The sequence below is a fragment of the Photobacterium sp. S4TG1 genome, from assembly GCF_036040035.1.
In the GTDB taxonomy this organism is placed as follows: Bacteria; Pseudomonadota; Gammaproteobacteria; order Enterobacterales; family Vibrionaceae; genus Photobacterium.
Genome location: NZ_JAYXUH010000010.1, coordinates 17,282 through 42,611 on the forward strand (window position 1 = coordinate 17,282; position 25,330 = coordinate 42,611).

General features: G+C 36.2%; 25 protein-coding genes. 7 read left to right on the forward strand and 18 right to left on the reverse strand.

The features are described 5' to 3' along the window. The first annotated feature begins 170 nt into the window (after positions 1-170). Positions 171-452 (forward strand): HPF/RaiA family ribosome-associated protein, encoded by a 282-nt coding sequence (locus VXS03_RS12515; protein ID WP_327764069.1) that lies wholly within the window; start codon positions 171-173, stop codon positions 450-452. A gap of 111 nt (positions 453-563) precedes the next feature. Here VXS03_RS12515 and VXS03_RS12520 read toward each other — a convergent pair whose 3' ends face one another. Genes VXS03_RS12520 through cyoA form a run of 8 tightly spaced genes read right to left on the reverse strand, consistent with a single transcriptional unit; the run spans position 564 to position 7,133 of the window. Then, complete coding sequence (locus VXS03_RS12520; RefSeq protein ID WP_327764071.1) at positions 564-1,064, reverse strand: hypothetical protein; 501 nt, start codon at positions 1,062-1,064, stop codon at positions 564-566. A 15-nt stretch (positions 1,065-1,079) separates the two neighbouring features. Beyond that, positions 1,080-1,583, reverse strand: a complete 504-nt coding sequence (locus VXS03_RS12525; RefSeq protein ID WP_327764072.1) for a copper chaperone PCu(A)C — start codon at positions 1,581-1,583, stop codon at positions 1,080-1,082. A 9-nt stretch (positions 1,584-1,592) separates the two neighbouring features. Then, positions 1,593-2,213 (reverse strand): SCO family protein, encoded by a 621-nt coding sequence (locus tag VXS03_RS12530; RefSeq protein WP_327764074.1) that lies wholly within the window; start codon positions 2,211-2,213, stop codon positions 1,593-1,595. Then, the gene (gene cyoE / locus VXS03_RS12535; protein ID WP_327764076.1) at positions 2,210-3,127 is read right to left on the reverse strand and encodes a heme o synthase; all 918 of its coding nucleotides are present in this window, start codon (positions 3,125-3,127) and stop codon (positions 2,210-2,212) included. Before cyoE ends, VXS03_RS12530 begins: the two co-directional genes overlap by 4 nt. A 13-nt stretch (positions 3,128-3,140) precedes the next feature. Beyond that, positions 3,141-3,509 (reverse strand): cytochrome o ubiquinol oxidase subunit IV, encoded by a 369-nt coding sequence (gene cyoD, locus VXS03_RS12540; RefSeq protein ID WP_327764077.1) that lies wholly within the window; start codon positions 3,507-3,509, stop codon positions 3,141-3,143. Beyond that, positions 3,509-4,153, reverse strand: a complete 645-nt coding sequence (gene cyoC, locus VXS03_RS12545; RefSeq protein ID WP_327764079.1) for a cytochrome o ubiquinol oxidase subunit III — start codon at positions 4,151-4,153, stop codon at positions 3,509-3,511. The genes cyoD and cyoC overlap by 1 nt, the downstream gene beginning before the upstream one ends. 15 nt (positions 4,154-4,168) lie before the next feature. After that, positions 4,169-6,256, reverse strand: a complete 2,088-nt coding sequence (gene cyoB / locus VXS03_RS12550; RefSeq protein WP_442957448.1) for a cytochrome o ubiquinol oxidase subunit I — start codon at positions 6,254-6,256, stop codon at positions 4,169-4,171. Beyond that, entirely contained in the window at positions 6,246-7,133 is an 888-nt protein-coding gene (gene cyoA / locus VXS03_RS12555; protein WP_327764081.1) for a ubiquinol oxidase subunit II, read from the reverse strand. Before cyoA ends, cyoB begins: the two co-directional genes overlap by 11 nt. Before the next feature lie 514 nt (positions 7,134-7,647). Here cyoA and VXS03_RS12560 point away from each other — a divergent pair. The 4 genes from VXS03_RS12560 to VXS03_RS12575 all read left to right on the forward strand — a co-directional run bounded on the left by VXS03_RS12560 (position 7,648) and on the right by VXS03_RS12575 (position 13,022). Then, positions 7,648-8,613, forward strand: coding sequence for a LacI family DNA-binding transcriptional regulator (locus VXS03_RS12560; protein WP_327764082.1), 966 nt, complete (start codon positions 7,648-7,650; stop codon positions 8,611-8,613). Positions 8,614-8,706: 93 nt separating this feature from the next. Continuing rightward, positions 8,707-10,440 carry an alpha-glucosidase gene (locus VXS03_RS12565; protein WP_327764084.1) on the forward strand — a complete coding sequence of 578 codons (1,734 nt, stop codon included), beginning with the start codon at positions 8,707-8,709 and terminating at the stop codon, positions 10,438-10,440. 59 nt (positions 10,441-10,499) lie between these two features. Next, entirely contained in the window at positions 10,500-12,122 is a 1,623-nt protein-coding gene (locus tag VXS03_RS12570) for a PTS transporter subunit IIBC (RefSeq protein WP_327764085.1), read from the forward strand. A gap of 87 nt (positions 12,123-12,209) precedes the next feature. Further along, positions 12,210-13,022, forward strand: coding sequence for an endonuclease/exonuclease/phosphatase family protein (locus VXS03_RS12575; protein ID WP_327764086.1), 813 nt, complete (start codon positions 12,210-12,212; stop codon positions 13,020-13,022). A gap of 62 nt (positions 13,023-13,084) precedes the next feature. Here the strand turns inward: VXS03_RS12575 and VXS03_RS12580 are convergent, their stop codons facing one another. Both VXS03_RS12580 and VXS03_RS12585 read right to left on the reverse strand, forming a co-directional pair. Continuing rightward, entirely contained in the window at positions 13,085-13,693 is a 609-nt protein-coding gene (locus tag VXS03_RS12580; RefSeq protein WP_327764087.1) for a DUF3157 family protein, read from the reverse strand. A 186-nt stretch (positions 13,694-13,879) separates the two neighbouring features. Next, positions 13,880-15,994, reverse strand: coding sequence for an FUSC family membrane protein (locus VXS03_RS12585; protein ID WP_327764089.1), 2,115 nt, complete (start codon positions 15,992-15,994; stop codon positions 13,880-13,882). A gap of 237 nt (positions 15,995-16,231) precedes the next feature. Here VXS03_RS12585 and VXS03_RS12590 point away from each other — a divergent pair, with 237 nt between their 5' ends. Beyond that, positions 16,232-16,891 carry a nitroreductase family protein gene (locus VXS03_RS12590; RefSeq protein ID WP_327764090.1) on the forward strand — a complete coding sequence of 220 codons (660 nt, stop codon included), beginning with the start codon at positions 16,232-16,234 and terminating at the stop codon, positions 16,889-16,891. Positions 16,892-16,909: 18 nt separating this feature from the next. On the opposite strand, the gene VXS03_RS12595 is transcribed toward VXS03_RS12590, so the two are convergent. From VXS03_RS12595 to VXS03_RS12610, 4 genes are all read right to left on the reverse strand, one after another. Further along, positions 16,910-17,851: a LysR family transcriptional regulator gene (locus tag VXS03_RS12595; RefSeq protein WP_327764091.1), complete on the reverse strand. Its 942-nt coding sequence runs from the start codon at positions 17,849-17,851 to the stop codon at positions 16,910-16,912. Positions 17,852-17,918: 67 nt separating this feature from the next. Then, positions 17,919-18,638: a sulfite exporter TauE/SafE family protein gene (locus tag VXS03_RS12600; protein ID WP_327764093.1), complete on the reverse strand. Its 720-nt coding sequence runs from the start codon at positions 18,636-18,638 to the stop codon at positions 17,919-17,921. A gap of 113 nt (positions 18,639-18,751) precedes the next feature. After that, positions 18,752-19,246, reverse strand: a complete 495-nt coding sequence (locus tag VXS03_RS12605; protein WP_327764094.1) for a hypothetical protein — start codon at positions 19,244-19,246, stop codon at positions 18,752-18,754. Between the two features lie 388 nt (positions 19,247-19,634). Next, positions 19,635-20,381 carry a hypothetical protein gene (locus tag VXS03_RS12610; RefSeq protein ID WP_327764095.1) on the reverse strand — a complete coding sequence of 249 codons (747 nt, stop codon included), beginning with the start codon at positions 20,379-20,381 and terminating at the stop codon, positions 19,635-19,637. Positions 20,382-20,564: 183 nt separating this feature from the next. Between VXS03_RS12610 and VXS03_RS12615 the strand changes: the two genes are divergently transcribed. Further along, entirely contained in the window at positions 20,565-20,885 is a 321-nt protein-coding gene (locus VXS03_RS12615; protein ID WP_327764096.1) for a hypothetical protein, read from the forward strand. A gap of 76 nt (positions 20,886-20,961) precedes the next feature. Here the strand turns inward: VXS03_RS12615 and VXS03_RS12620 are convergent, their stop codons facing one another. The 4 genes from VXS03_RS12620 to VXS03_RS12635 form a co-directional block, all read right to left on the reverse strand. Further along, positions 20,962-21,420 (reverse strand): NfeD family protein, encoded by a 459-nt coding sequence (locus tag VXS03_RS12620; RefSeq protein ID WP_327764097.1) that lies wholly within the window; start codon positions 21,418-21,420, stop codon positions 20,962-20,964. Between the two features lie 14 nt (positions 21,421-21,434). After that, complete coding sequence (locus VXS03_RS12625) at positions 21,435-22,391, reverse strand: SPFH domain-containing protein (protein WP_080155856.1); 957 nt, start codon at positions 22,389-22,391, stop codon at positions 21,435-21,437. Positions 22,392-22,700: 309 nt separating this feature from the next. Continuing rightward, positions 22,701-23,801, reverse strand: a complete 1,101-nt coding sequence (locus VXS03_RS12630) for a YdcF family protein (protein WP_327764209.1) — start codon at positions 23,799-23,801, stop codon at positions 22,701-22,703. A 133-nt stretch (positions 23,802-23,934) separates the two neighbouring features. Then, positions 23,935-25,188, reverse strand: coding sequence for a winged helix-turn-helix domain-containing protein (locus VXS03_RS12635; protein ID WP_327764098.1), 1,254 nt, complete (start codon positions 25,186-25,188; stop codon positions 23,935-23,937). Between the last annotated feature and the right edge of the window lie 142 nt (positions 25,189-25,330).

Consider the following 25,330-nt stretch of genomic DNA (forward strand, 5'->3'; position numbering starts at 1 on the left):
TTTTCGTGAGTGTTTAAATATAAGTTTTAATGAAATTTATTACCTCGTAATTGGATATATATTAAAGAACAAAAATTGGATATTAATATTACTTTTTTATGATGGCGACATTTTAAAACTTTAGGCTTATAGTTAATTTCAGATATTTAAGATAATTACTGAGGTGTATCATGAGCTTAAAAATCAAATGTGAACATATGGAATTAACAGATTCAATTAAATCATCAGTTGCTGGCTATATTGAAGAGATGATGATCATTGATCCTGAGTTTAAACATATCCATGTTGATATCATCAAAGAAGATACAGGTTATGCTGTTGATTTAAAAATGGATACAGAAGAATTTAATAAAGTGACAGCGAAAGCTCATAATGTCAATCTAGATGAGTGTATGAAAGAAGCATTCTTCCATTTTGAAAAAGTAATTGAAAAGAAAGTGGCTCACCAATAATAGGTGTTACGCATAAAAATAAAGAAAAGGCTCATATTTGAGCCTTTTTTATTGTGTATTAATTGATTATTTTAGAATAATGAAAATGGTTAAATAAAAAGAGGATACAGCTTAATTATTGATTATTTGACGGGTTGTAACTAAACAAATATTCGGTAATTGGTCGGTTAAAAAAGCCTGTTTTCCTTTAATTCGTTTACTATTTAAAACGTAAGTCCTGTCATTGAGTTTGCCTTGAAAATCCCACTTGCTGAATGCTTCGTGACGAGCATCAGAACACGAAGTTTGTAATACGTAACTTTCAGTGACCGATGTATCACAGCCTCCTGCTATATTTTTTACACCGTGAAAGGTGACGTGGCTATCACGATCTCGATAGCTGGTTACTGCCAGCGCATTGAAGAGGTGAACATCAGTAGGCTTATCATTATAAGGCAAAATACGATGTGGATTTGTCTTCAATGTTACTTCCGCTAATTGTATTAATTCATTTGAGCATGGGTTGTGTTGATGCTCAAGAACACTTTCCATTGACGTTTTGGCATTAACTGGTGCAATAAACACACTAGGCAATAAGCAAAGACCGGCAACTGCAATCTGCACACTTTTCATATTACCTTCTCCGAATTAATACTTTTTAATTGGCACGACTAAAAGTTGTACATCGAACTGTTTACCATTATCTTGTTTCATGGTCACTGTGATCACTTGATTTGGTTTAAGGTCTTGTTTGACACCCATAAACATTAGGTGATATCCCTTGCTTGCAAGAATTAGGTTGCCATTGGCAGGGATCTCAAGTTTATCCACTTTACGCATTGCCATCGTATTATCACGCATAAACATACGGTGAAATTCTGTATGTTTAGCAATAGCACTGCTTGCGCCAACGAGTGTGATTGCTGTATCACTGTTATTGATAATCTTCATATAGCCAGCGCTGACACTCGCGCCTGGGATTGTGGCTTTTGCTGTTGCATTTTCAATTGTTAATGTGGAATCTACTTTTTGAATATTACTGTAATTTGGCTGAGATTGAGTATGACTATCGGCATGAGCAACATCTGTAGCAAAAGCCGTAGAATGAAAACAACCAATTAATAATGCGAGGTATAAAGAACTTTTTTTCATTGTTATCTCCTATTTTTTAGCAATAGCTTTTGCATAAATACGTTCAATGCCCGCAGCTAGTTCAACTGGGGTAGTGTTATGGCTCATTGCTCCCACTAACTTACCTGTTTCATCAATAATGTAAAAACGAGAAGAGTGATCGACGGTGTAGCTTAATTCAGATGATTCCATATCAACAATGTCAAAATAGACACCATATTGTGTAGATAAAGCCTCTATTTGTTCGTTTGTACCAGTTAAACCAATAACTCGTTCATCAAAAAATTTAGCAAATTTATGTAATGACACTAAATCATCGCGTTCAGGATCAACACTGATAAACAATCCTTGTACATGTTTATAGGTGGTGGGTGATAGTTGAGCAAACGCACCTGATAATGTTCCCATGGAAGAGGGGCAGACTTCAGCACAGTTTAAAAAACCAAAATAGAGCACCACAATATTACCTTTAAATTGATCAAGGCTAACGTTGCCGTTAACACTGTTTAGCTCAAATGGACCACCAAGATCTTTGAGTGGTTTTACATTCTCACCAACAGGCGTTGTAGTGTTATAAATATAGCATCCCATTAAGGTAGCGAGAAATAGTGCGCCTACAAGGAGTACTATTTTAGTCGGATTTTTCGTCATGAATGAGGCTCCATTACTACGGTAGGTAATGCGCTAACTTGATAATCATCGACAAGGGTATCAGATGAAAAATCAAGAGAAATTAACGTACAAAGCACCATGATATTGAAAATGGAACATAGCAGCATTTTTTTACCCCATTGAGCATTTGGGACTTTCTGATAACCCACTTTGGCAATATATAACCAATGTAAGCTTACTAATCCCATGCCTAATGCATACCAACTTCCTACATAACCAAGGTAGGTTAGGGTTAATGCTGCTAGTGCAAATGCAATGATATAACCAATGATATGGTAACGTGCACGAGCAATGCCGATTTCAACGGGTAAAACTGGAATTGAGGCTGATTTGTAATCATCAAAACGGTAAATTGCAATTGCGTATGAGTGAGGTATTTGCCATAAGCAGAATGTGATAAACAGTATTGCGGCACCGCTATCAAATTGGCCTGTTACAGCGCAATAACCAATCACGGGAGGGCAAGCGCCAGATAAGCCACCAATTAAAGTGCCATAAATTGATTTACGCTTGAAATAGAGGCTATATAAACCGACATATACCACGAAACCAAGCACTCCAAATTGAAATGCGACGGTAGACGTGTATTTATAAAGCGTAAAAAAACCGCCAATACATAATATTGTCGCCCAAACTAATGCATATGAGACGGGAATGATTTTTTTGACTAATTCTCGCTCACAGGTACGTTTCATTAATTTATCAATATCTATATCGATGACATTATTGAACACGCAACCTGATGCGACTATCAAGGTAGTACCAATACAGACAGCCATAAGTAATAGGCCATCAATATTGCCTTGAGACGCCAGTAATACACCACCAATGGCAGCAATAAGATTGCCACCGATAATGCCGGGTTTGGTCAGTTTCAGATAAGGTTTAATCATAGAACATCCTTGATCAATGACCCATTAGCATGTTGTGGTTTAAGTGATCCATGATCCACAACGAACCAATAAGAATAATAGCCACAATAACGACTACGAAGACAGCTGATGATGTATTCCACATTTGTTCCGATGAGGTGTTCATATGCAGGAAGAACACCAGTTGGACTAATATCTGCGCAACAGCGAAAACCATGATCACGCCAATAATAAACTGGGTAGAGCCAACGCCAGCCATCACCATAGCGAAAGGTACAATGGTTAAAATAATAGAGAAGATCAGTCCTCGAACATACTCTTTTACACTGCCGTGAGCTTGGCCGCCTTGGCCATGTGCTGTTGAATGTTGATTAGTCGAGTGTTGATTAGTTGAATTGTCCATTACAATACCCCCATTAAGTAAACTACACTGAATACACAAATCCAGATAACATCAAGGAAGTGCCAGAACAAACTTAAACAAGCTAATCGTGTTTTATTTCCTGCAGAAAATCCGTCGCGCTTAAAATGGAAGAACAATACAATCATCCATACTAAACCTGCAAAAACGTGCAGTCCGTGCGTCGCAACCAGTCCATAAAATGCTGACCAATAGGCACTACTGTGGAATGTCGCACCTTCACTACTAAAGTGATAAAACTCATACAGTTCCATCACTAAAAAAGACAAACCAAGTCCAAATGTAATGCCTAACCATTTGAACATACCTTTCATATCTTCATGGTTGGCTTTGAGCATTGCCATGCCAAATGTGAAGCTACTGAACAATAATAGTGCCGTTTCAGCTAATACAAAGCTTAGATTAAACAGTTCGTTAGGTTCAATTAAGCCAGCAAAGCTATTGGAATAAACAGCATAAACAGCAAATAATGTACCGAATAATAAGCAGTCACTAAGGATATAAATCCAAAAGCCAAAAATAGTATCACCAGCATAGTCGTGATGGTCATGATCATCGCTATTATGACCATCGTTAGACTGAACAGGGACGTTGAGATTAAATGTATCTTTTATTTCTGTCGTCATAATTGTTTTCGCCCCTTATGCAATTGAGTCGGCAGGTTTCAGATCTGATGGATCGAAATCATCATCATCTTCACCATCTTTGTGCCCAAATGTTTTCTCACCATGAACGTTAGCAAGATGTTTACGTTCAATTGCTTCCACTTCAGAGACTTCAACATAGTAATCTTTACTGCGCTGAAAGCTGTAAACAATCCAAGAAGCTATCATGCCAACGGTTCCAGCAATGACCATCCACCAAATATGCCAAATGAAAGCAAAACCAAACATCAATGAAAACATACTGATGACGACACCTGCCCATGTGTTCTTCGGCATATGGATTCGCTTATAACGCTCAGGCTTTTGGTAAGCTAGGCCATCTTCTTTGGCGTAATAGTGTTCGTCACGATCATGAATCGTAGGCAATAAAGCAAAGTTATAGAATGGTGGTGGTGATGATGTTGCCCATTCTAAGGTGCGGCCATTCCAAGGATCACCGGTGAGATCTAGGTTTTGTTTACGATCACGAATACTAACGAATATTTGGTAGAATTGAACGGCAACACCAGCGGCAACAATACAGACACCAAATGCAGCAACCCATAAGTAAGGCGCCCATTCTGGATTGTCAGCAACATTAAGACGTCGAGTCATACCGTTAAATCCAAGGACGTAGACCGGCATAAAGGCAACGAAGAAGCCAACAGTCCAAAGCACACATGAAATCTTACCAAGGCGCTCATCAAGGGTGAATCCGGTGGCTTTCGGGAACCAATATGTTAAACCTGCAAAATAGCCAAAGAGGGCTCCACCGATAATCACATTATGGAAATGGGCAATAACGAATAGGCTATTATGTAGAACAAAGTTAGCCGCAGGGATTGCAAGCATTACTCCCGTCATACCACCAATGGTAAAGGTGATCAGAAAGGCAATTGTCCACCACATGCTAGCACTGAATTCAACTCGTCCTTTATACATGGTAAACAACCAGTTAAAGATTTTAACTCCGGTCGGAATTGAAATAATCATGGTTGCAATGCCAAAGAAGGCGTTAACACTTGCGCCTGCGCCCATAGTAAAGAAGTGGTGCAGCCAAACGATAAACGACAACACCATAATCACCATTGTTGCCCACACTAATGATGTGTAACCAAATAGACGTTTACGTGAGAATGTGGCTGTAATTTCAGAGAAAATACCAAAAGCAGGCAGCACCAGAATATAAACTTCAGGGTGACCCCATGCCCAGATCAGATTGACATACATCATTTGGTTACCACCCATATCCGTGGTAAAGAAATGGGTGCCAACATAACGGTCAAGAGTGAGTAAGGTCAGTGTGACGGTTAAAATCGGGAAGGCTAGTACAATCAATGCATTTGCGCACAATGATGTCCATGTAAATACGGGCATTTGCATCATTTTCATGCCAGGTGCACGCATACGGATAATAGTAACAACAAAGTTAATACCCGTTAATAATGTCCCTATCCCTGATATTTGCAGTGACCATAGCCAATAATCAACCCCGACCCAAGGGTTAGCATCCATACCAGAGAGTGGTGGATAGGCTAACCAACCTGTTGCTGCAAACTCACCAACAAAGAGCGACATATTAATTAAAATAGCGCCAACAACGAATAGCCAAAAACTCAAGGAATTTAAAAATGGAAAGGCAACATCGCGAGCACCTATTTGTAATGGCACGATAATATTCATGAGACCCACGACAAATGGCATCGCAACGAAGAAAATCATGATCACGCCATGGGCGGTAAAGACTTGATCGTAGTGTTCTGGTGGAAGATAACTTGCGTCAATTGTTGACGCAGCTTGTTGGGATCGCATTAAGATGGCGTCGGAAAAGCCTCGAACAAGCATGACCATAGACACAATGATGTACATAATGCCTATCTTTTTATGATCGACAGAAGTAAACCATTCACTCCATAAGTAGTGCCATTTTTTTTGATACGTAATTAAACCTAATAACCCTAGGCCGCCGAGTACTACAGCTATCATTACGGGAAAAACGACTGGATCAGAAAAGGGAATAACATCCCAATTTAACTTGCCGAAAATTGGATCCGCTTCGGCGTATACATCTCCTTTATAGGCCATTTTGGACTCCTGCATGTTTTTCAATAATATCTTTGAATTTTAGCGGTGCGACAGAGGCAAAGTATGTGACTGGATGCGGCTTTGAAATTTGCTCTTTGGCATTTGCTGTGAGTTGATCGTAACTGTTGTTATTTAAAACAAGTTCTGATGCTTTGACTTTTTGAACCCATTCTTTAAATGCAGCGTCTTTAACGGCATGGGCTTTAAAGCGCATGTTAGCAAAGCCATAACCGCTGTAATTGGCGGAAATACCGCGATAAGAACCTTCCTCTTTAGCCATGAGATTTAAACGGTTTTCCATACCAGCCATTGCGTAAACTTGGCTACCTAGTTGTGGAATAAAAAATGAATTCATGGCGGTATCGGAAGTGACTAAAAATTTCACAGGGCGATTAACGGGTAGTGCTATTTCATTGACTGTTGCAATTTGTTGTTCTGGGTAAATAAAAAGCCATTTCCAATTCATCGCAACAACTTGAATTGTTAATGGTTCTTGTTCAGAAACAATCTCTTTTCTTGGATCAAGTGAGTAAGATGTTTGATAAGTGATCCACCCTAATGCTAGTACGATCAAGCAGGGTACAGTCCATACGACCACTTCTATCTTGGTTGAATGTTCCCATTCTGGCGTGTATTCCGCCTTTTTATTGCTGTGGCGATATTTATAAGGAAAATAAATCGCCATGAATAAAACGGGCACGATAATGATGGCCATTAGAAGCACGGATGTAATGATTAAAGATGATTGGGCTTCACCAATACTGCCTTTTGAATCAAATAGTACCATGTTACTGCTGGTAAAAAGAGTTACCAAAAGTAATACTGAGAGTAATGTAAGCAGGATGATAATTACCTTCTTACTTCGAATTATTTTCATTTGTCCTCCGTGAACTTGATTACTCATAACAAGGCAAAGCAATAATCGTTATTTTATGACAACCCATTTGTTGCTTAATGTTTGCAATTTTGTTGCGATTGTATCATTTCAAGTGATGAAATATAACTCACTAATGAATAAAAATTACTTGTATATAAACATTTAAAAAACACAAAAAGTCTATATATTCATCACTTATTGTACATTAAACGATCTAAGTAAAGCTGTGTTATGAGTTTTATCACTCTATTCTTGATCAATTTAAGCAAGTAATAAAACGCTATTTTTACTTAAATGTGTTAAAAATGTTAAAATATGTACTTGGGTTGTGTTTTTGAAAAAAGATTTTGATTTATTGGCTATTTAGTAGACATTTGCTGAGGCATTGTTTGTAGCTTACGGAAGGGAATAATAATATTGATAATAATAGGTCGTGTTGTGCATTTAGTTACTGTGTAATTTACTAATATATTGGATACTATCAAAATGATAAGTACAGATTAATGAAGATATTATGACGCAAAAAATGACTATGGCTGATATTTCAAAACAGCTTGGAATTTCAAAAATGACAGTGTCACGTTATTTTAATGGCGGTTATGTTTCAGAAGAAAATCGTATTAAAATTGATGCGATCGTAAAAGAAAACCATTATACCCCAAATAAATTTGCACGTTCTATTCGCAGTCAATCGAACATTATTGGCTTCATTGCGCCACGCATTGAATCTTATACGACCAGCTTAGTAATTAAAGGCGCTTTAGCAGCAGCAAATGAATCTAATGCTCGTATGTTATTTCATGCAACAGGGTTTAGTCATGAATCAGAGCGCCAAGCGGTAAGTGAATTTAATGGTCTTAATGCCCTTGGCACTATTGTTATTGCTTCAAAGCACAGTGTCGAAGAGCCTTTTTATAAAAGATTAGAAAACCTGATTTTTATTGGTAAAGCTATTCCTGAACAGTGTTGTTTATATTATCCAGAACAAGCGGCGATTACGGCACTCGTTTCTCATACTATTCATCAGTTACAACAACAGCAAGCTCCCTTTACAGCCATACATTATATTTATGACGCGCGTATGTTGTCGTTACGTACTCAACTGATACAAGTGACGATTGCGACTGTTGCACCTGCTTTACCTCTTGATTTACAGCCATTAGTTGATTCTGAACAAAAAGAGGCTTATCAAACAATTACCTTACAAGCTAATCACATTTATTTTTGTGCTACCGATAATATTGCGATGCGGTTATATCGTTTAGCTAAAGAACAACATCTAAAAATTGGTCATGATATTTGGGTTATCGGTATTGGTGATTATGATTATAGTGATTTGTTAGTACCGAGCTTAACCACCGTTGCTTTTAATTATTATCAAATGGGATATCAGGCAGTAAAGAAGCTTATTAAGCGAGATTCAAGTTCTTGTGAAGGCCAATTTGAGTTAAAAATTAGAGAAAGCTCTCAGTTCATTTAAAAACCTTTTGCATATCGCTGCATTCGATCCTACCGTATGTGTTATCGGTAACACATACAAATAATGTACGATACGTTTAGTAAGGTTAAATGGATGAATCACCCTAATAATACGTCAGCAACATCGCTTGCATGGTGGAAAACTGCCACTGCTTATCAAATATATCCACGCAGTTTTTTTGACAGTAACCAAGATGGTATTGGTGATATTACTGGCATTATTGCCAAACTTGATTACTTGGTTGAACTTGGTATTGATTTGGTGTGGATTTGTCCATTTTATCAATCACCTAATGATGATAATGGTTACGATATTAGTGACTATCAAGCTATTCATCCCGATTTTGGTTGCCTTGCTGATGTTGATTGTTTAATCAGTGCAGCACATGAACGTGGTATTCGTATCATTATGGATTTAGTGATTAACCATACCAGTGACGAGCATCCATGGTTTATTGAATCACGCCAAAGTAAAACTAATCCTAAGCGTGATTGGTATATTTGGCGCGATGGTAATGCTCCAACCCCGACAAGTCCTACCAATGCTCCTAATAACTGGGAAAGTATATTTCATGGCAGTGCGTGGCAATATGATGCGGCTACTGCGCAATATTATTTGCATTTATTCTCTAAAAAACAGCCGGATCTTAATTGGCAGAATCCTGAAGTTAAACAAGCATTATTTAGCATGATTCATTGGTGGTTAGCGCGTGGTATTGATGGCTTTAGAGTGGATGCTATTAGCCATATTCAAAAACAGCCGGGTTTACCATCATTGCCTAATCCAACGGGTGATGATTATGTGTCTTCGTTTGACTACCACATGAATGTAAATGGTATTGAGCAACATTTATATGAGTTACGTGACCAAGCTTTTGCTCCTTTTGATATTGTGACTGTTGGTGAAGCCAATGGGGTTGAAGCACAAGATGCATTAACGTGGGTGGCTGAGCCCACTGAAAACGATAAAGGTGGCGTCTTTAATATGATTTTCCAATTTGAACACATGAAGTTGTGGTCAGAAGAGCAAAATCGTGAGCAGTTTGATTTGGTGGAATTTAAGCAAATTTTAACCCGTTGGCAAAATGCGTTAGAAGGTAAAGGGTGGAATGCTTTATACCTCGAAAATCATGACCAAGCTCGTAGTATTAATACGTTTGCAAATGCCAATTATTGGTATGGCAGTGCAACCGCATTGGCTGCCTGTTATTTTCTAATGAAAGGAACCCCATTTATTTATCAAGGTCAAGAAATTGGCATTGTTAATCATACGTTTACTGCATTAGATGATTTTAATGATGTGTCGGCTAAAAACTTAATAGCTAAATTGCAGCATCAAGGAAAGACAGATCAACAGATATTAGATTTGTTAAATCAAGTTTCACGCGATCATAGTCGTTTACCTATGCCGTGGAATGAACAGCTATTTGGTGGCTTTTCAGCAGTGACACCTTGGCTGGTCGTTAATCCTAATTACACCGATATTAATGTTGAACAACAACAGCGCGATCCGCACTCGATTTTACAGTTTTATAAACGGCTAATCACCCTTCGAAAAAATAATCCAAGTTTGATTACGGGACGCTATCAATTATTACTAGAAAATGATGCTCATATTTATGCTTATCAACGAATTGAGTCTGATAAAACATGGACGATTATTACGAACTTGAGTGATCACGAGACAAGAGTTGATCTTGATATTAATCAGCTAGGAGAGTTAGTTCTCGATAATCAAACGCCGAATAACACCAACATCCGTACTGACTTTATGACGACACAATTAGCGCCTGCTTATGCGGCATATGTGTTTGTAAAAAAACAATAGTTATATTTATGGCAGGTCAGTGATGACGTAAACCTGCCATCTCAATCAAGGAATTAGTTATGAGTAAATTACTTTCGTTTGATTTCTGGCAACGATTCGGAAAATCATTGATTGTTGTGATTGCAGTAATGCCCGCAGCAGGGATCATGATTTCGTTAGGTAAAGTTGTTGCTATGTATGCTGGTGGCATTGGTGCTATCGAAACCCTCGGTCATATTATGGAAAATATTGGCTGGGGCGTTATTGTTAACCTACATCTATTATTTGCCGTTGCAATTGGTGGTTCATGGGCTAAAGAGCGAGCGGGAGGGGCATTTGCTGCCGTGATAGCTTTTATACTGATTAACCGCACTACAGGGGTTATTTTTGGTGTTAATGGCGGCATGATGAGTGATCCTCATGCAACGGTCATGAGTCTGTTTGGTTCTGAGTTGCCGGTTTCTCAATTTTTCACCACTATTCTCGGCGCGCCAGCATTGAATATGGGGGTATTTATTGGCATTATCTCAGGCTATTTAGGGGCTAATTTATATAACCGTTATTATGATTACTCTCGTTTACCTGAAGCGTTAGCATTCTTTAATGGCAAACGTTTTGTGCCTTTTATGGTGATTTTATATTCAGTGATTATCGCATTTGCACTCGCGGTTGTTTGGCCATTAGTACAAGGTGCATTAAATGAATTTGGCCAATGGATTGCAAGTTCAAAAGATAGCGCACCTATTATTGCTCCGTTTGTTTACGGTACCTTAGAGCGTTTATTACTGCCATTTGGTTTGCACCATACACTAACTATTCCAATGAATTATACCGAACTGGGTGGGGCATATCAGTTATTAACCGGACCAAGTGCAGGTTCAAGTGTTTATGGTCAAGATCCATTATGGCTTGCATGGGTGAGTGATTTAAATAATCTTAAATTAACCGATCCTGCAGCTTACCAGCACCTATTGGCGACTGTTCACCCAGCACGCTTTAAAGCCGGTCAAGTAATCATTGCTGCGTCATCTTTAATTGGTATTGGTCTAGCTATGTACCATTGTGTTGATAGCGATAAGCGTCTGCAATATAAGCCAATGTTCTTCTCAGCATGTTTAGCTGTATTGTTAACAGGTGTGACTGAGCCGATTGAATTTATGTTCATGTTTATTGCACCGGTTCTGTATGTTGCTCACGCTGTATTAACGGGATTAGCTTTTGCGCTAGTGGATCTGATTGATTTACGTGTGCATGCTTTTGGTCTAATTGAACTGATTACTCGTGTTCCGATGATGATTTCTGCAGGAATTGGCAGTGATTTAATTAGTTTTGTGATGGTATGCATTGCTTTCTTTGCGATTAACTATGCTTTATTCCGTCTACTTATTATCAAATTTAATTTACCAACGCCAGGACGTGCAGGTAATTATATTGATGAGAAAGCAGAAGGCATGTCACAAGATGATAAGCTTGAAATTATTATTCAAAACCTTGGTGGTCGTAGCAATATTGCAGAGATTGATGCATGTATGACGCGTCTTCGTATTACAGTAAAAGATCCCGCATTGGTTGCTGATTATACCTTGTGGAAGTCAACGGGTGCATTAGGCTTAGTGATTAAAGATCAAGGGGTTCAAGCTATTTATGGCCCTGGTGTTGATGTAATTAAATCAGCGTTGATAGATAAGTTTGCAACGGCTTAATCCGCTGCTGTGAAGAATGACATTATGATAAGCGTAGGTAAAACACTGCGCTTTTATCTCAATACATCATTAGTAAGTGAATGATTTATGAAGTTATTGACATTAAATACTCACAGTTGGCAAGAATCAGATCAATTACAAAAGTTAGCCATAGTTGCTCAAGCCATTATTGATCAAGATTGTGATGTAATTGCATTACAAGAAGTTAATCAACACCATCTTAGTGCAACCATCAGCGATAAAATATGCGGTAATCATCCTGTGCATACTGATAATTATGGCTATTTATTGCAGCAAAAATTAGCCGAAATGGGGCATGATTATCAGCTGACATGGGATTTTGTCCATCAAAGCTATGAGGTCTACCAAGAAGGATTGTCTTTTTTAACCCGCTTGCCGATTATCGAGTATCAAGTGATCGATTTAAATGATAATTATGATGAAGATAATTGGAAGCATCGACGAGCTGTACGTATTAAAGTACTTTATCAGCAGTATGAGCTAGATCTGTATAATTGTCATTGCGGTTGGTGGAATGATGAACAAGGTTCGTTTGCTGAGCATTTAAATCGAATTACAGCGACATTATCACCACGATTGAGCTTTTTATTAGGCGATTTTAATAACCCGAGTCATATTCGCGATCAAGGTTATGATTATGCATTACAGTGTCACTTATTTGATTGTTATGCCATGGCTAAAATAAAAGACACCGGAATAACGGTTGTCAAAAATATTGATGGCTGGCAGCAAAATAGTGAATCATTACGACTAGATTATATTTTCAGTAATCAACCACTACCTGTAATAAAACATCAAGTTATCTTTAATGGTGATTTTTATGATGTGGTATCTGATCATTTTGGAGTAGTTACTGATGTTAGTATTGGCACTGAATAAATAACTATTTAATTTTTAATGAAAAAGCTCAAAGCTATACTATAGTTTGAGCTTTTTGTTGTTTATCTCATATCAACATCAGTGATTTCAGCATCAATAAAGTAACGATCAGCTTTTGGTACATCAAAGATAATTGGCTTACCTTGATGCTGTGTTTTAGGGCGGAAATAAGTCTCAGGCATGCGATTAATTGAGCGCCATATAGTGAACTCGTCCGTAGCTATTGTTTGGCCATTATTATTACTTAAACGCACTTTCATGGTGACATTGACCACTGATTTCGAACTTTGGTTTGTCATCATGGTTGGAATAATAAGTGTGCCATTTTCGTAATGTGCTGCCGTTAATAGAACATCCATGCCACTGTCACTGAGTTGTTGAATAGCTTTCGTTGTCCCTAATTCAATTTCAACACCTTTGGGAGCACTAATAATTGGAATCGCTACCGCTGATGTTGTAATAACAGGAATAGCCTTTTCTGTTGCAGGTGTTGTTTTGATTGCTGGGCTGGTGGTTTGTTCATTGGTTTGTGCTTTATATTGCCAAGTAAAGTTATCGTGCAGAATAACTTGGCGTCCGTCTTTAAGTGTGATGGTTTGATCCGCTGCCCATGCTGAACTTGAAGCGATTAAAGCAATAACAATACCGCACAGTTGCGTTTTTTTTAGCATTATTCTGTCCTTAACTTCTGATGCTTTTAAGGATGTAATTCTAACAGTTTTAAAGCTAAATAACGTTAATTCCGTTATAGATAACTGTTAGTAAATATAAGGGATAACTAACGTATAAAAAAGCCAGCACAATGGCTGGCTTGTCGACAAAAACGGCGCTGTTATCTGAACAATTATGCCGTAATATTATTGTGCTTGATGGTTGATGGCATTAAGAAAAAGTGCAATTTCTTTTGCTAGTAATGCGATTAACTGGTCATTATCAAGGCGATATATCTCATCTTCAATATAAGTAAAAGACTGATAAATCAACTGTTCTTGCTTAGATATATGTTTAAATAACTCGGTATGATTTAAGGTTTGTTGCAACAACTGTTGAAGTTGTATTAATGAATGAGTCGCACTTTTCATCTCAGATTCTATTTGAGTATTGAGTGTAATTTGCTCTTTATTTTCATTTATCTGGGTTAATATTCGTAAAATAATATTAGAACTACGGCTGCAAAGAAGAATGTGTTCACTTGTTTGTGAATTACGTTGCGGCTCACCTAAATATCCCATCCAGTGATCAAATAAGTTGGTATCGTAGACCACACAATCTTGAAAGTGACGCTGTAACTTTTCAGCGTGCTGAGGATCTTTATTTGATAAGTAAAGATGAAAGCTAACCAAGTAATCGGTATAACCTTTGATAGTGGTTGATAGCTGGGTTGGAAATGATTTCTTTTGCCAACCGGGCGTTAGAATAAATACAAAGACAAGAGGAATAAAGACGCCTAATACTGTGTTATCTAAGCGCGGTAACATAATGTTGTCTCCCTGCCCATTAAGCGAGAAACCAGCAAAAACAAATAAAGTAACGAAGAAGACTGCAAACCCATAATGTCGAGCAGAAGTATGAAAAAATAACACTGCAGCAATACAAAATACAAAAGGTAAAATGTCTGTTGATACTTGAAAGTGCAGTAACCCACCGACCATGATTAACCCACAAACGGTACCGGTAAGACGTTGTAGCAACCGCGTCCATGTCATTGATAAATTAGGTCGTAATATTAACAAACTAGTCATAAGTGTCCAAAAACCAAAATCAAGATTCAGTGAACGTACAATAATAAGGCCAGTAGTAAGACTTAATGTACCTCGAAGTGCATGACGGAAATAACTTGATTTTAGCGTCATTTGGCTTACGAGTTTAGAAACAATGTCTTGCCATTTCCAGGTGAGAACAATGGGTTTAGATACGGTTTGCTTAGCGATTGTAACTGACGTTGATTTGTTTTTAAGTTCTTGTAATAAAAGATAAATAATATCCAGTTTATTAATAAACGAATGCGCTGTTATTGCTTCGTCTTGTGCTTCTTCGGCTATCTGATATTGGCGTAGGGCTTTGAAATCGATGTCAGGTAGGGGTAAATGGTGCACATTATTAACACTAACTTGTGCCAAATATTGACTAATGTATTGATTCACTTGATGAATGTTTTCTAACCATTGAGGGTTATATTGTTTTAATAATGGCGTTGATGTGAAATACATTAAGCGTGTTTGTTCGTTAATACGCTCTGCTATTTTTAAAAAACGATAAATATCTTGTAATTTAGCGCTATCTTCACCGCAGCAAAATTGCTGATGAATACGGTATTCAAGCGTATGCGACAAGGTTGCTATTTGAGAGCGAAATTGAGCGGATTGAATAAAAAGCTGGTTTTTATCTGTCGCAAGGACAAAGCCTTGATCATGAAGCATGAGCTTCTTTGCTAATATTTGATAAAGATCTGACAAAATATCCTTTGATTCTTGGTTTGGCAGAAAATATATCGCTAGTATTTGCCAGAAAATATACCACATAGCTCCTCCTGTAAGCCAAACAGGAACCAGCCATACAGGACGACCGTCTAAGTGTAATAACATCGCGTAAATAGCTAATAGAATAGCGGCAAACCCAATAGCACCTAATCGAGGCGTTAATACCGCAAGCATAAATAGGGCAAAGCTAACAATAGCTAATGAACCAACAAAGAGTAATGAATGGGGAAAGACAACTTCAATGCCTAAACTGATACAGAAAAAGAGGGGTAAGGCTATCATAAAGTCATAGATGCGGTATTTAGTCACACTAGAAGTATCAGCAAAGCCACAACTTATACTGCCTAGTGAGAAAGCAATCCCCATAGTGACATGTCCCATTAGAAATAATGGAATAGAACAACTGACAAAACTGAGTGCCGCGATGTTGGTTCTTAAGTTTAAAAAAGTGCGTAGTGATGGGTAACGAAGCAAAATATTTGATTGAATCATGGTTAGCACGATAGTTAAAAGTACATAGACGAACTTATAATTTATCGCTTGTTGGTATGTTTAGCCAGTATCATAACGAATATTAATAAGAAAACACGATAAAATTGATGACTAAGTGGTAAGTTAATCTGTTTTATTATGGAAAAAAAAGCCATAATCATTGGACGTAAATGCTATTTATTGTCATTTAATATCTCTCTATTATTACTCCATCGATGAGTTAAGAGAGATATTATTATGCAACATCAAATTATTACTGATCTTCACAACCGTTATACAGCTAAACAATATGATAAAACTAAAAAAATTAGCGCTGAAAATATGGATGTGATCAAAGAAGCGATTCGTTTGTCTGCATCATCAATAAATTCACAACCATGGAAATTTATTGTATTAGAAAGTGATGAGGCAAAGTTACGTTTTCATGAGACATTTGCAAATAAATATCAAATGAATCAGCGACATGCAACTGAAGCCTCACACATTGTTTTATTTGCACATAATCCTTTTTATACTAAGGATGATTATCGTAAAGTCGTGGATGCTGAAGTATCGTCTGGTCATTTAGCAGCAGAGAATTATGATAATATGTTAAATGGTGCTTATGGGTTTGCTGAGTCAAATACAGATGAAAATGGCTTTAATGGCCATTGGACTAAAGCACAAACTTACATTGCTTTAGGTAATACCCTGCATGTACTTGCGCGATTAAATATTGCATCAACGCCAATGGAAGGGGTAGATTCTGAGCTTATAGGTTCTCTTTTTAATGTTGAATTAGATGGTTATGTTTGTGAGTTTGCATTAGCAATGGGTTACCATCTAGAAGGGCAAGATTATAATTACGGCTTACCCAAAGCACGTTTAGCAGCAGAAGATATTATTACTGTACTGTAACGTATTGAAATACAAGTATCATAGAATCAGTTGATGCGGTAGGTACATTGTCCAACGTGGTGGTGTACCGATATAATCTTGTACTGCTTGAATAAATTCCTTAACTAACATAGTGTGTTTTCGATGTGGGTATATGGCATAAATTGCGGTATCAACGCGTGAAATAATCATGTTAGGCAATAATTGCACTAATCCTTGTTGCTCTAATGAGCCTTCTAAATTAGATAAATCAATAAGTGCGTAGCCAATCCCATCTTTTGCTGCATTTATCATGGTTTTTACATCGCTGACTTTATATTTTGTTTGCATTTTATAGTGACAAAAGCGCTCATTTGTATGGGCGTTTTTGATTCGTAATTGGTCTATTGTTAAGTCAACATTACTGTATACAATCGCTGGAAGTTCAGAGAGTTGCTGTGGTGTTGTTGGTAAACCATGATGTTGAACAAAGTCGTTTGATGCTATTAAAATAAAATGAGTATCTGCAATTTTTTTAGCAATTAAATTAGATTCAGTCAGTTTTCCAAGTCTAAATGCAATATCAAATTGTTCTGAAATAATGTCCGACTTTCTATCGTCTAGTGAATGGGAAATTTGTATATTCGGGTATTGTTCCATAAAACGAGCGATTACAGGTTGTAAGTAATTTTGACCAAAATAAATAGGCGAAGTAATACGTAAAATACCTTTGGGTTGTGATTGATATGAGTTAGCAATTAGCTCTATATCATTTAGCACCTCATTAAGCTTGGCTGTTTGCTTTAGGATTTCCTCTCCTGCTGATGTTAATGAAAATGATCGCGTTGAACGGTTTAATAGTTGAACGCCTAACTCAGCTTCTAACTTTTTAATTTTTTTTGATAATGAAGAATTATCCATTTCATGCAATGCTGCTGCTTTTGAAAATGATCCTTGATTAACAACATCAGCAAATAATAATAGTTGAGTTGCAAGTGACATTTTTATTCCTTCAATAGACAATGACAATGTAGTTAGCTGCTTTAGATAAATATGATTGTTCGATTATCTACATTACACTTTTATAAACCGCGATAACACCGCAAGCTAGGCATAATGTTAATGCGCCATACCGAATGGTTTGTTTTGGTAAGGATTGAGTTGTTTTTAATGCCAACCAATATCCAGCCCAAGCTGCAGGCAGTAGAGGGAGAGTCAACCATAGTTTTTCGATATTCAAAAAACCAACGGGTATAAGTGTTATTAATGAAATTATCGAACTAAATACAAAAAAAGCCGATAAATTACCACGTAATTGATTTGCTTCTTGGTGCTGCAATAGAATTGCCATCGGTGGGCCGCCAATTGCAGAGCTAGTACCAAATAGCCCTGAGAAAAACCCTGCAATCACCATTCTTTTAGGTGTTGGCTCAATTCTAAATGGCATTACACTAATAAATACTGCGAGAAGTACTAATAGACCGACCCAAAGGGATAAGGTTTGTGTTGATATAAAAATAAGTAACATTGCACCTGCGATGGATCCAGGTATTCGACCTAAGATTGCCATTTTTAAACCGCCTAATTCAATACTATTACGGTGCTTTAGACTGTTAAGTAATGAAATAAAGAGGGCAACTAAACAGATCGGGGCAGGGACATACTGAGGTGCAATGATGATAAGAATAGGGGCTGAAACAATAGCAAGTCCAAAGCCTATGGCTGTTTGAACAAAAGAACCGACAAAGATCATTGCAATAGCCAGTAATGTTATTGGGTCAATAGTCATAGTTAGGTTTTTACATTAAGAATTATTGAATGTTGCTATTGTTATGCACCATGTCTTTTTATGCAATCAAGAAATTAATCAGCATGATATAAATCATGCTGATTGAAATATGCCTAATTGTTATATTTTTTTTCGAGTATTTTTTCTACAACTACGATGTAAATAATTAACACCATACTAATGCTGAATAAGTTTAATAAATACTCTGCATCACGAGCATTTGATAATGTTTGACTAAATAACATTATTGTTGTGGCTACAAATGATGTAAGTGCAGATCTCATTAACCATGGACGATCGTGGCCAATAAGAAATTCTTTATTTATAATTGACATGAATATAAATAAAAATGGTAGGCATTGTAAAATAATAATAATTGGAAATAAAAGTTCAAAAAAAGGTGAGAAAAACAAATGACCAATTCGACTTTTATCCCAACTACCTACTATATTATCATGCCAACCACCCCATGTTAGTCCGTAATAAGCAGTTTTAGGATGTATGATTCCTAAAGAAATACCAACTACTTTATCAAGAAATCCATTTTTAAACCAATATGCTGCTAAAAAAAGTTGTACTGGTATTATATATAAAGAAAGCTTTTTCACTCGTGACTATCCTAAAAATAATAGATGATTAATCATAGTAATGAATTATCAATTTCATGTTAAGTTAAACTAAAAGTAATGGATTTGGAATTTAAATCACAAAAATATCTATTGTTATTGTTATTGTTATTGTTATTGTTATTGTTATTGTTATTGTTATTGTTATTGTTATTGTTATTGTTGTTGTTGTTGTTGTTGTTGTTGTTGTTGTTGTTGTTGTTGTTGTTGTTGTTGTTGTTGTTGTTGTGAATGATACGTGCGGGATATATTTATCAAAACGTGCATATTTATGTGGTATTTGTTTTTTACCTGTAAATTATATTATTTTTTATAACATACTTGTGAGTGCTTTATAATCGGCTAATATTAACTAGTTAAAAGTAGAACGTTATTTCGATAATTTATCTAAGAAAAGTAAGCCTTGCCGTAAACCATGAGAGGTTAAAGTAGTATAAAAATTATCGATATCTGCTAAATATTGGCTGATGGCGTATTTTTCTTGACTATTTGTAGTCATATTTAAAAAAATAAGACACACCGTTCCTGTTCTTGAGTGGATCACTTGTTCCAATAATAATGTTCCAGCTTTGGATGATAATTTGATGCCTAAATCTAGAGTATTGTTTGTCATAGCATGGCTAAAAACAGATAAAAGTTCATTATCTATATCTTCAGCCTGTGAGAATAATGAAGAAAGGTATTTGACGTGTTTAGTCGCGAGTGCCGCTATCATATTTTCAAGGTTTTCTTGAATAGGGGCATGCTGCCACTGCAACATATCACTTGATGTCACTGTTATTACTTGGTCACAAGTGTTTGCTTTATCTATTGCAATATCATGATTTGATATATAAAACATATTAAAACACTGTTGGATCACAGTTTCGAAATTAACGTCGGGGATAGTAATGTTTTGTTGTGCCAATATTTGAGCTGTAGTGTTTTTAGCCTCACTGTGGAGTGATTGCACCATTAAATACAGGGTAAAAAAAATCTTTCCTTGAAAAATAGCCTCATGGATACGATCATCTACTGATGCTGATTGAGCTGTTAATCCAGTAAATGTAGCTATCTCTCTGACAGCAGCCTGAATTTGAAGTTCAATACTTATCGTGTCATTCAATCTTGTACTCATTAGCGTATTCCTTTTATCGCAGGTACATTTTAATTGTGGTACAAGTTATTGGTTTCTGCACAGTGTGAACGTCGATATTGTGAATAATGTTCACTTTTTTTGATAGCGTCTTTAATTTACTCCAACTATATTCTTTCTAAGTGACGTCATATACTGTAATAAAAATATAAAGACGTATTTATTATGAATGTTACTTACAGTGAAAATAGGCATTTACGTAAATTTTTCCATTTACATAATCAATATCAGGAAATTATTTGTCAGGATGTAAGAGAGCGATTACCTCAATTGATTATTCAACGTTCTGAAAAAATAAAGACAGCAAGACAATTACGTTGTAGTGGTTTGAGGATTTTTGAATATAAAATTGTTGTAGCAAAGGATGCTGTATTTAGATTGGCTTATACCTATTTTAATAATACTATTAATGTAATATTTATTAGTCAGACAATAATTAAAAATCAATTTTGTAAGTTATTAGAAAAAACAGAACTTGTTGATTAATCGATATAATAATGGATGAAAAAGCCGCTAGGTAATATTAGCGGCTTGGTTATAATGAGGTTTGTGAAGTAAGACGTTATTTTACAGGGTGATCAACAGGCTTTACCCATAAAATACCGACCTCTTTTTTTATGACCTCAACCATGACACCTTTTTCTATGGGTGTTTTTGATTTAATTTGCCATTGAATACCTGAGTAATTATAAGTATAACGTTCTGATGGCAATAACTCTTTTTCAAGTTCAAATGTTATAACAGCAAAATCACTCTTTATATCAGTCTTACTGGGTTTGTTCTGTAATCTTTTTAATGGCTTCCAAAGTGTGATAGCTAATACTAAGGTGATAATAGCTAAGGTTAATATCGTCGTTATCCAATTCGCCTCAAGCATACCGATGTAAATTAAGCCACTGGTAATCAACAGTGCAATGCCCAAAAAAAGCAGCACAAAGGTACTCAAGCCGAGTACTAACACTTCAATGATAAGAGTAAGTAATCCCAATATCATTAATATTTGTGGGATATTGCTAAACATATTGCCCCTTAGCTCTAAGCGTTACTTTTTTGAGCTTTATTAATTGAGTTTATAATTGATAAACCTTGAGCAACCATTGAACTTGCATTAGTGCCATCTTCAGGTAACAAAACAACTGAGGATTCTTTCGCGATAGCCTTTTTGGCTTCAATGGCTTTGGTCGCTAACTCAAGTTGAATTGCTTTTTGGCCTTGTTCTGTGTCTGCGGCTTCACCAATCTTACGTATTGCCTGAGCTTGTGCATCGGCAACAGCTAAAATAGCAGCAGCTTCACCTTCAGCTCTAAGAATTTGTTCTTGTTTATCTGCTTCTGCTGCTAGTACTTGGGCTTGTTTTTTACCCTCTGCGACGTTGATTGCTGATTGGCGATCACCCTCAGATTCAAGGATTTGTGCTCTTTTTTCTCGCTCTGCTTTCATTTGTGCTTCCATTGCTTCCATAACAGAACTTGGTGGCACAATGTCTTTAATTTCGTAGCGAAGTACCTGTACACCCCAAGGGTCAGAAGCCGTATTGATGGCAGCAACAATGTTTGCATTGAGTAGGTCACGCTCTTCAAATGTTTTATCTAATTCCATTTTACCTAATTCAGAACGCATTGTGGTTTGTGCTAGCTGAGTGACCGCAAATTTATAGTCATCAACACCATAAGTGGCTTTGTAAGGTTCTAAAACACGGAAATACAGCACACCATCGACAACAAGACTGATATTGTCTTTTGTTATTGCTGATTGTGAAGGAACATCAACGGCGGTTTCTTTAAGGCTTCGTTTGGCACCAATACTATCAATAAATGGAATAATGAAATTTAAACCTGCTTCTTTCGTTGCTCGGTATTTCCCAAAACGTTCAATAAGCCATGCTTCATTTTGTGGTACAAAGATAATGCTTAATTTTAGCGTAACAACAATAAATATGAGTAAGTATAATTGTGGGCTGGAGAGTAAGTTAGTAATTAGATCTAATGGCATGTGTTAAATTCCTTCTGTTTATTTGATATTACACGCAGGTTTTATGTTATTTACTGAGACTGATGTAATAGTTAATTGATATGCAATATTCTATTTGTTTGTGTCTTGAGCTAATAATATGTTATCACACCTGTTTCTTATCCTTGTTATACGCGATCACATTCGTGATGTATAATATGCGAATATTTACAAATGGTTTGTGAATAATGGCATTGCATGTTAACAGCAGGGTAATGACGATAGAAGGGGATTAAACAGGTACAAATACGCTTAGCATCGGGCTTTAAACGTATCTGTATTTGTAGATGTTTAGCGTTGTTCAAGCGGATATGAACGATAACTCCATAATCCATAAACGCGCAATGCATCACGATAAATACCAAGTAGCTCTTTGTCTGAGGGAATCGTTAATTCCGCCAATGGTTTATCTTCAACACCGACACTGTCAAAACTAATACCACGAGGCCCTGTTTGCCAACTGGCAATATCAAATAAAGTTTGTCCTCGTCTAACATGACTAGCTGAACTTACAATCGTCGCATGATCAATCTTGTGTCGTGCTAATGCATAACTGACATACAGCGCATTTTCAACAGTACTGCGTGCGTAATTATCTTCAATTATACGATGTGGAGATATACCGTGTTTAATTAACCAGTCAGCCATAAGTTTACCTTCAGTTTTATGATTCTGAGGTACACCGCCAGTGACAATAATAAGAGAGTTAGGGGATTGCTCTGCAAGTGTTAATGTTAGTTTTAGCCGTTGAATAAGAATCTCATTCATTGTTCCGTTAGGATTTAGTGCATAACCTAAGGTAATGATAGCTGTATTACCGCTATAAGGTTTGGTAGTCATTGTTTTTAGCGGTGTTGCAATAACATGATCGACAGTATTTATAATGTGTTCTATATCTGCTTGACGGCCAGGATTGATGGATGCAAGTTTAGCCATTTGTTGTATAGATGCTGCATTATTACCTTTAAAGTTTTGCCAAACTGCAAGATATGATAGAATGTCAATATCATCAGGGGCTGTTGCTTGTGCTTGTGTAAAGAGTGTAATAGCGCGATCTACATTACCATTATATATTTGCGCATTTGCAGCTGAAATAAGTAAATCAGTGCGGTATGGCTCGAGTTGGTATGCTTGTAATAAGTGGGTCGTTACAATTTCAAGATTACTGGGCATTTTTGCCGTAAAACCCGCGTGGGAGATGCGAGTAGGGGATTGAAAGGCAATCAATGCGTCTGTGAGCAGTTGATCGACTACTTGGCGTTTAGTGGTATATGGTGAAAGATCTGTCGTAGATGTAATACTTTGAGGTGTAGCTAAATTATTAGCTAACGAAAAAGTAGAATGTAAACCAAATAAACATCCAATAAGGAGTGAAGTTGTGTTTTTTTTCATCATTATTTAAGTATTATTGTTTTAACTATAAATATACTTAATTAAGATGATAAAAAACGTGATCGTTTCGTGTTATTTATTGTGAAAAAATTGTGTTTTTTAATGATGAGATCATCGTCTCATTAATGTTCATTTATTTGTAGTGTTCAGCTTGTAATAATGTTAGTGGATTGTTTCGACTGCTATGCAACCAATAAAGGCCTGAGTTTTCATTTAAAATGAGTTTTAAGCGTTTTTGAGCCATAACAATATGATCGTAATGGATAGTATTTTTTTTATACATATTAGTTCCGTTATCATCATCTGAAAAAAGGATGGCTTTATTACTGCTTAAACTGACATTATTTTGATAAGCCCAATGAAAAACTTTTGGTGTTATTTTTAATGTTGCAATAAATTGTGAATCTTTTTTAGTTAATGTTAGTGATTCAGCCGAGATTGACAGTGCTTGATAACGTCCTGTTTTGTTGTTGGTAATAAAGTTAACTTTTGAATAATCGAAAACATTATTTTTATCTGTTGATGATATATAAAAATTAGATATCTTTGAGACCATACCGTTGCTACTAACGTATGAACGATAGACAATCGATAAGGGTTCACGCATTGAATCTGTTTCATTATCAATTTTTAGATGAAAGTGTTTTTTATTTGTGATTATATTCTGTGCAAAATTTGTCCATGCATCAGGAGCGATTTTATAGTTGAAATCAGTGTTTGGCTTACATTGGTTGGTATCTAATATAATTTGACACCAAGCAATAGAATAAAACCCATTAGATTTATAAAAATATATTTTTTGATTTTTATCTAATTGCGGTGAAAAAATAGTTTTAGCCTTGTTTCTTAAATCCACTTGCTGCTCTAAATTTTTAGTAATAAAGGTAATATTATTTGAACCAATATTTTCATGTTCAATTAAAAAATTAGTCGGCTTTATTGTAGAAGGAGCCATATACCATGCACAGCTACTAAATAGAGTTGCAGCAATAATACCTAAAGAAATAATGACTTTTTTATTAATTTTTTCAATAATACTACTTGCTTTTTGTTCATTAAGATCAATTTCTTCACGTGTAAATTCACGAATTTGATAGCCTACTCGAGGTAATGTTTCAATAACATCACCTTTATTCTTTTCATTAAGTTTGACTCTTAATGCTCGAATAACTTGAAATAGCGAAGCTTCTGTAACAATACGGTCGGGCCAACCTACCTTTAATAGATCATCTTTAGTGATAGGTGTGCTGTGATTCTCAATAAGGTGGCTTAAGATATATTGTTCTGACAAATTTAGCTTGAGCGTAGATTCAGACGTTTTAAGTACACCTTGACTTGCTATAAAGCATACTTTTGTCCTAAATCTTATTTGCTCAGTATTTGCCATCTATAAACCTCAATGTTTTTTATTTTTATTCATTCTATCATAAAAGTGCGTAATATAACTTATAGGTGTTAAAAGTCATATTTAATGATTGTCATCATGTTAATGATATTAACTATAGTTATAGTGAACATTATTATCTATA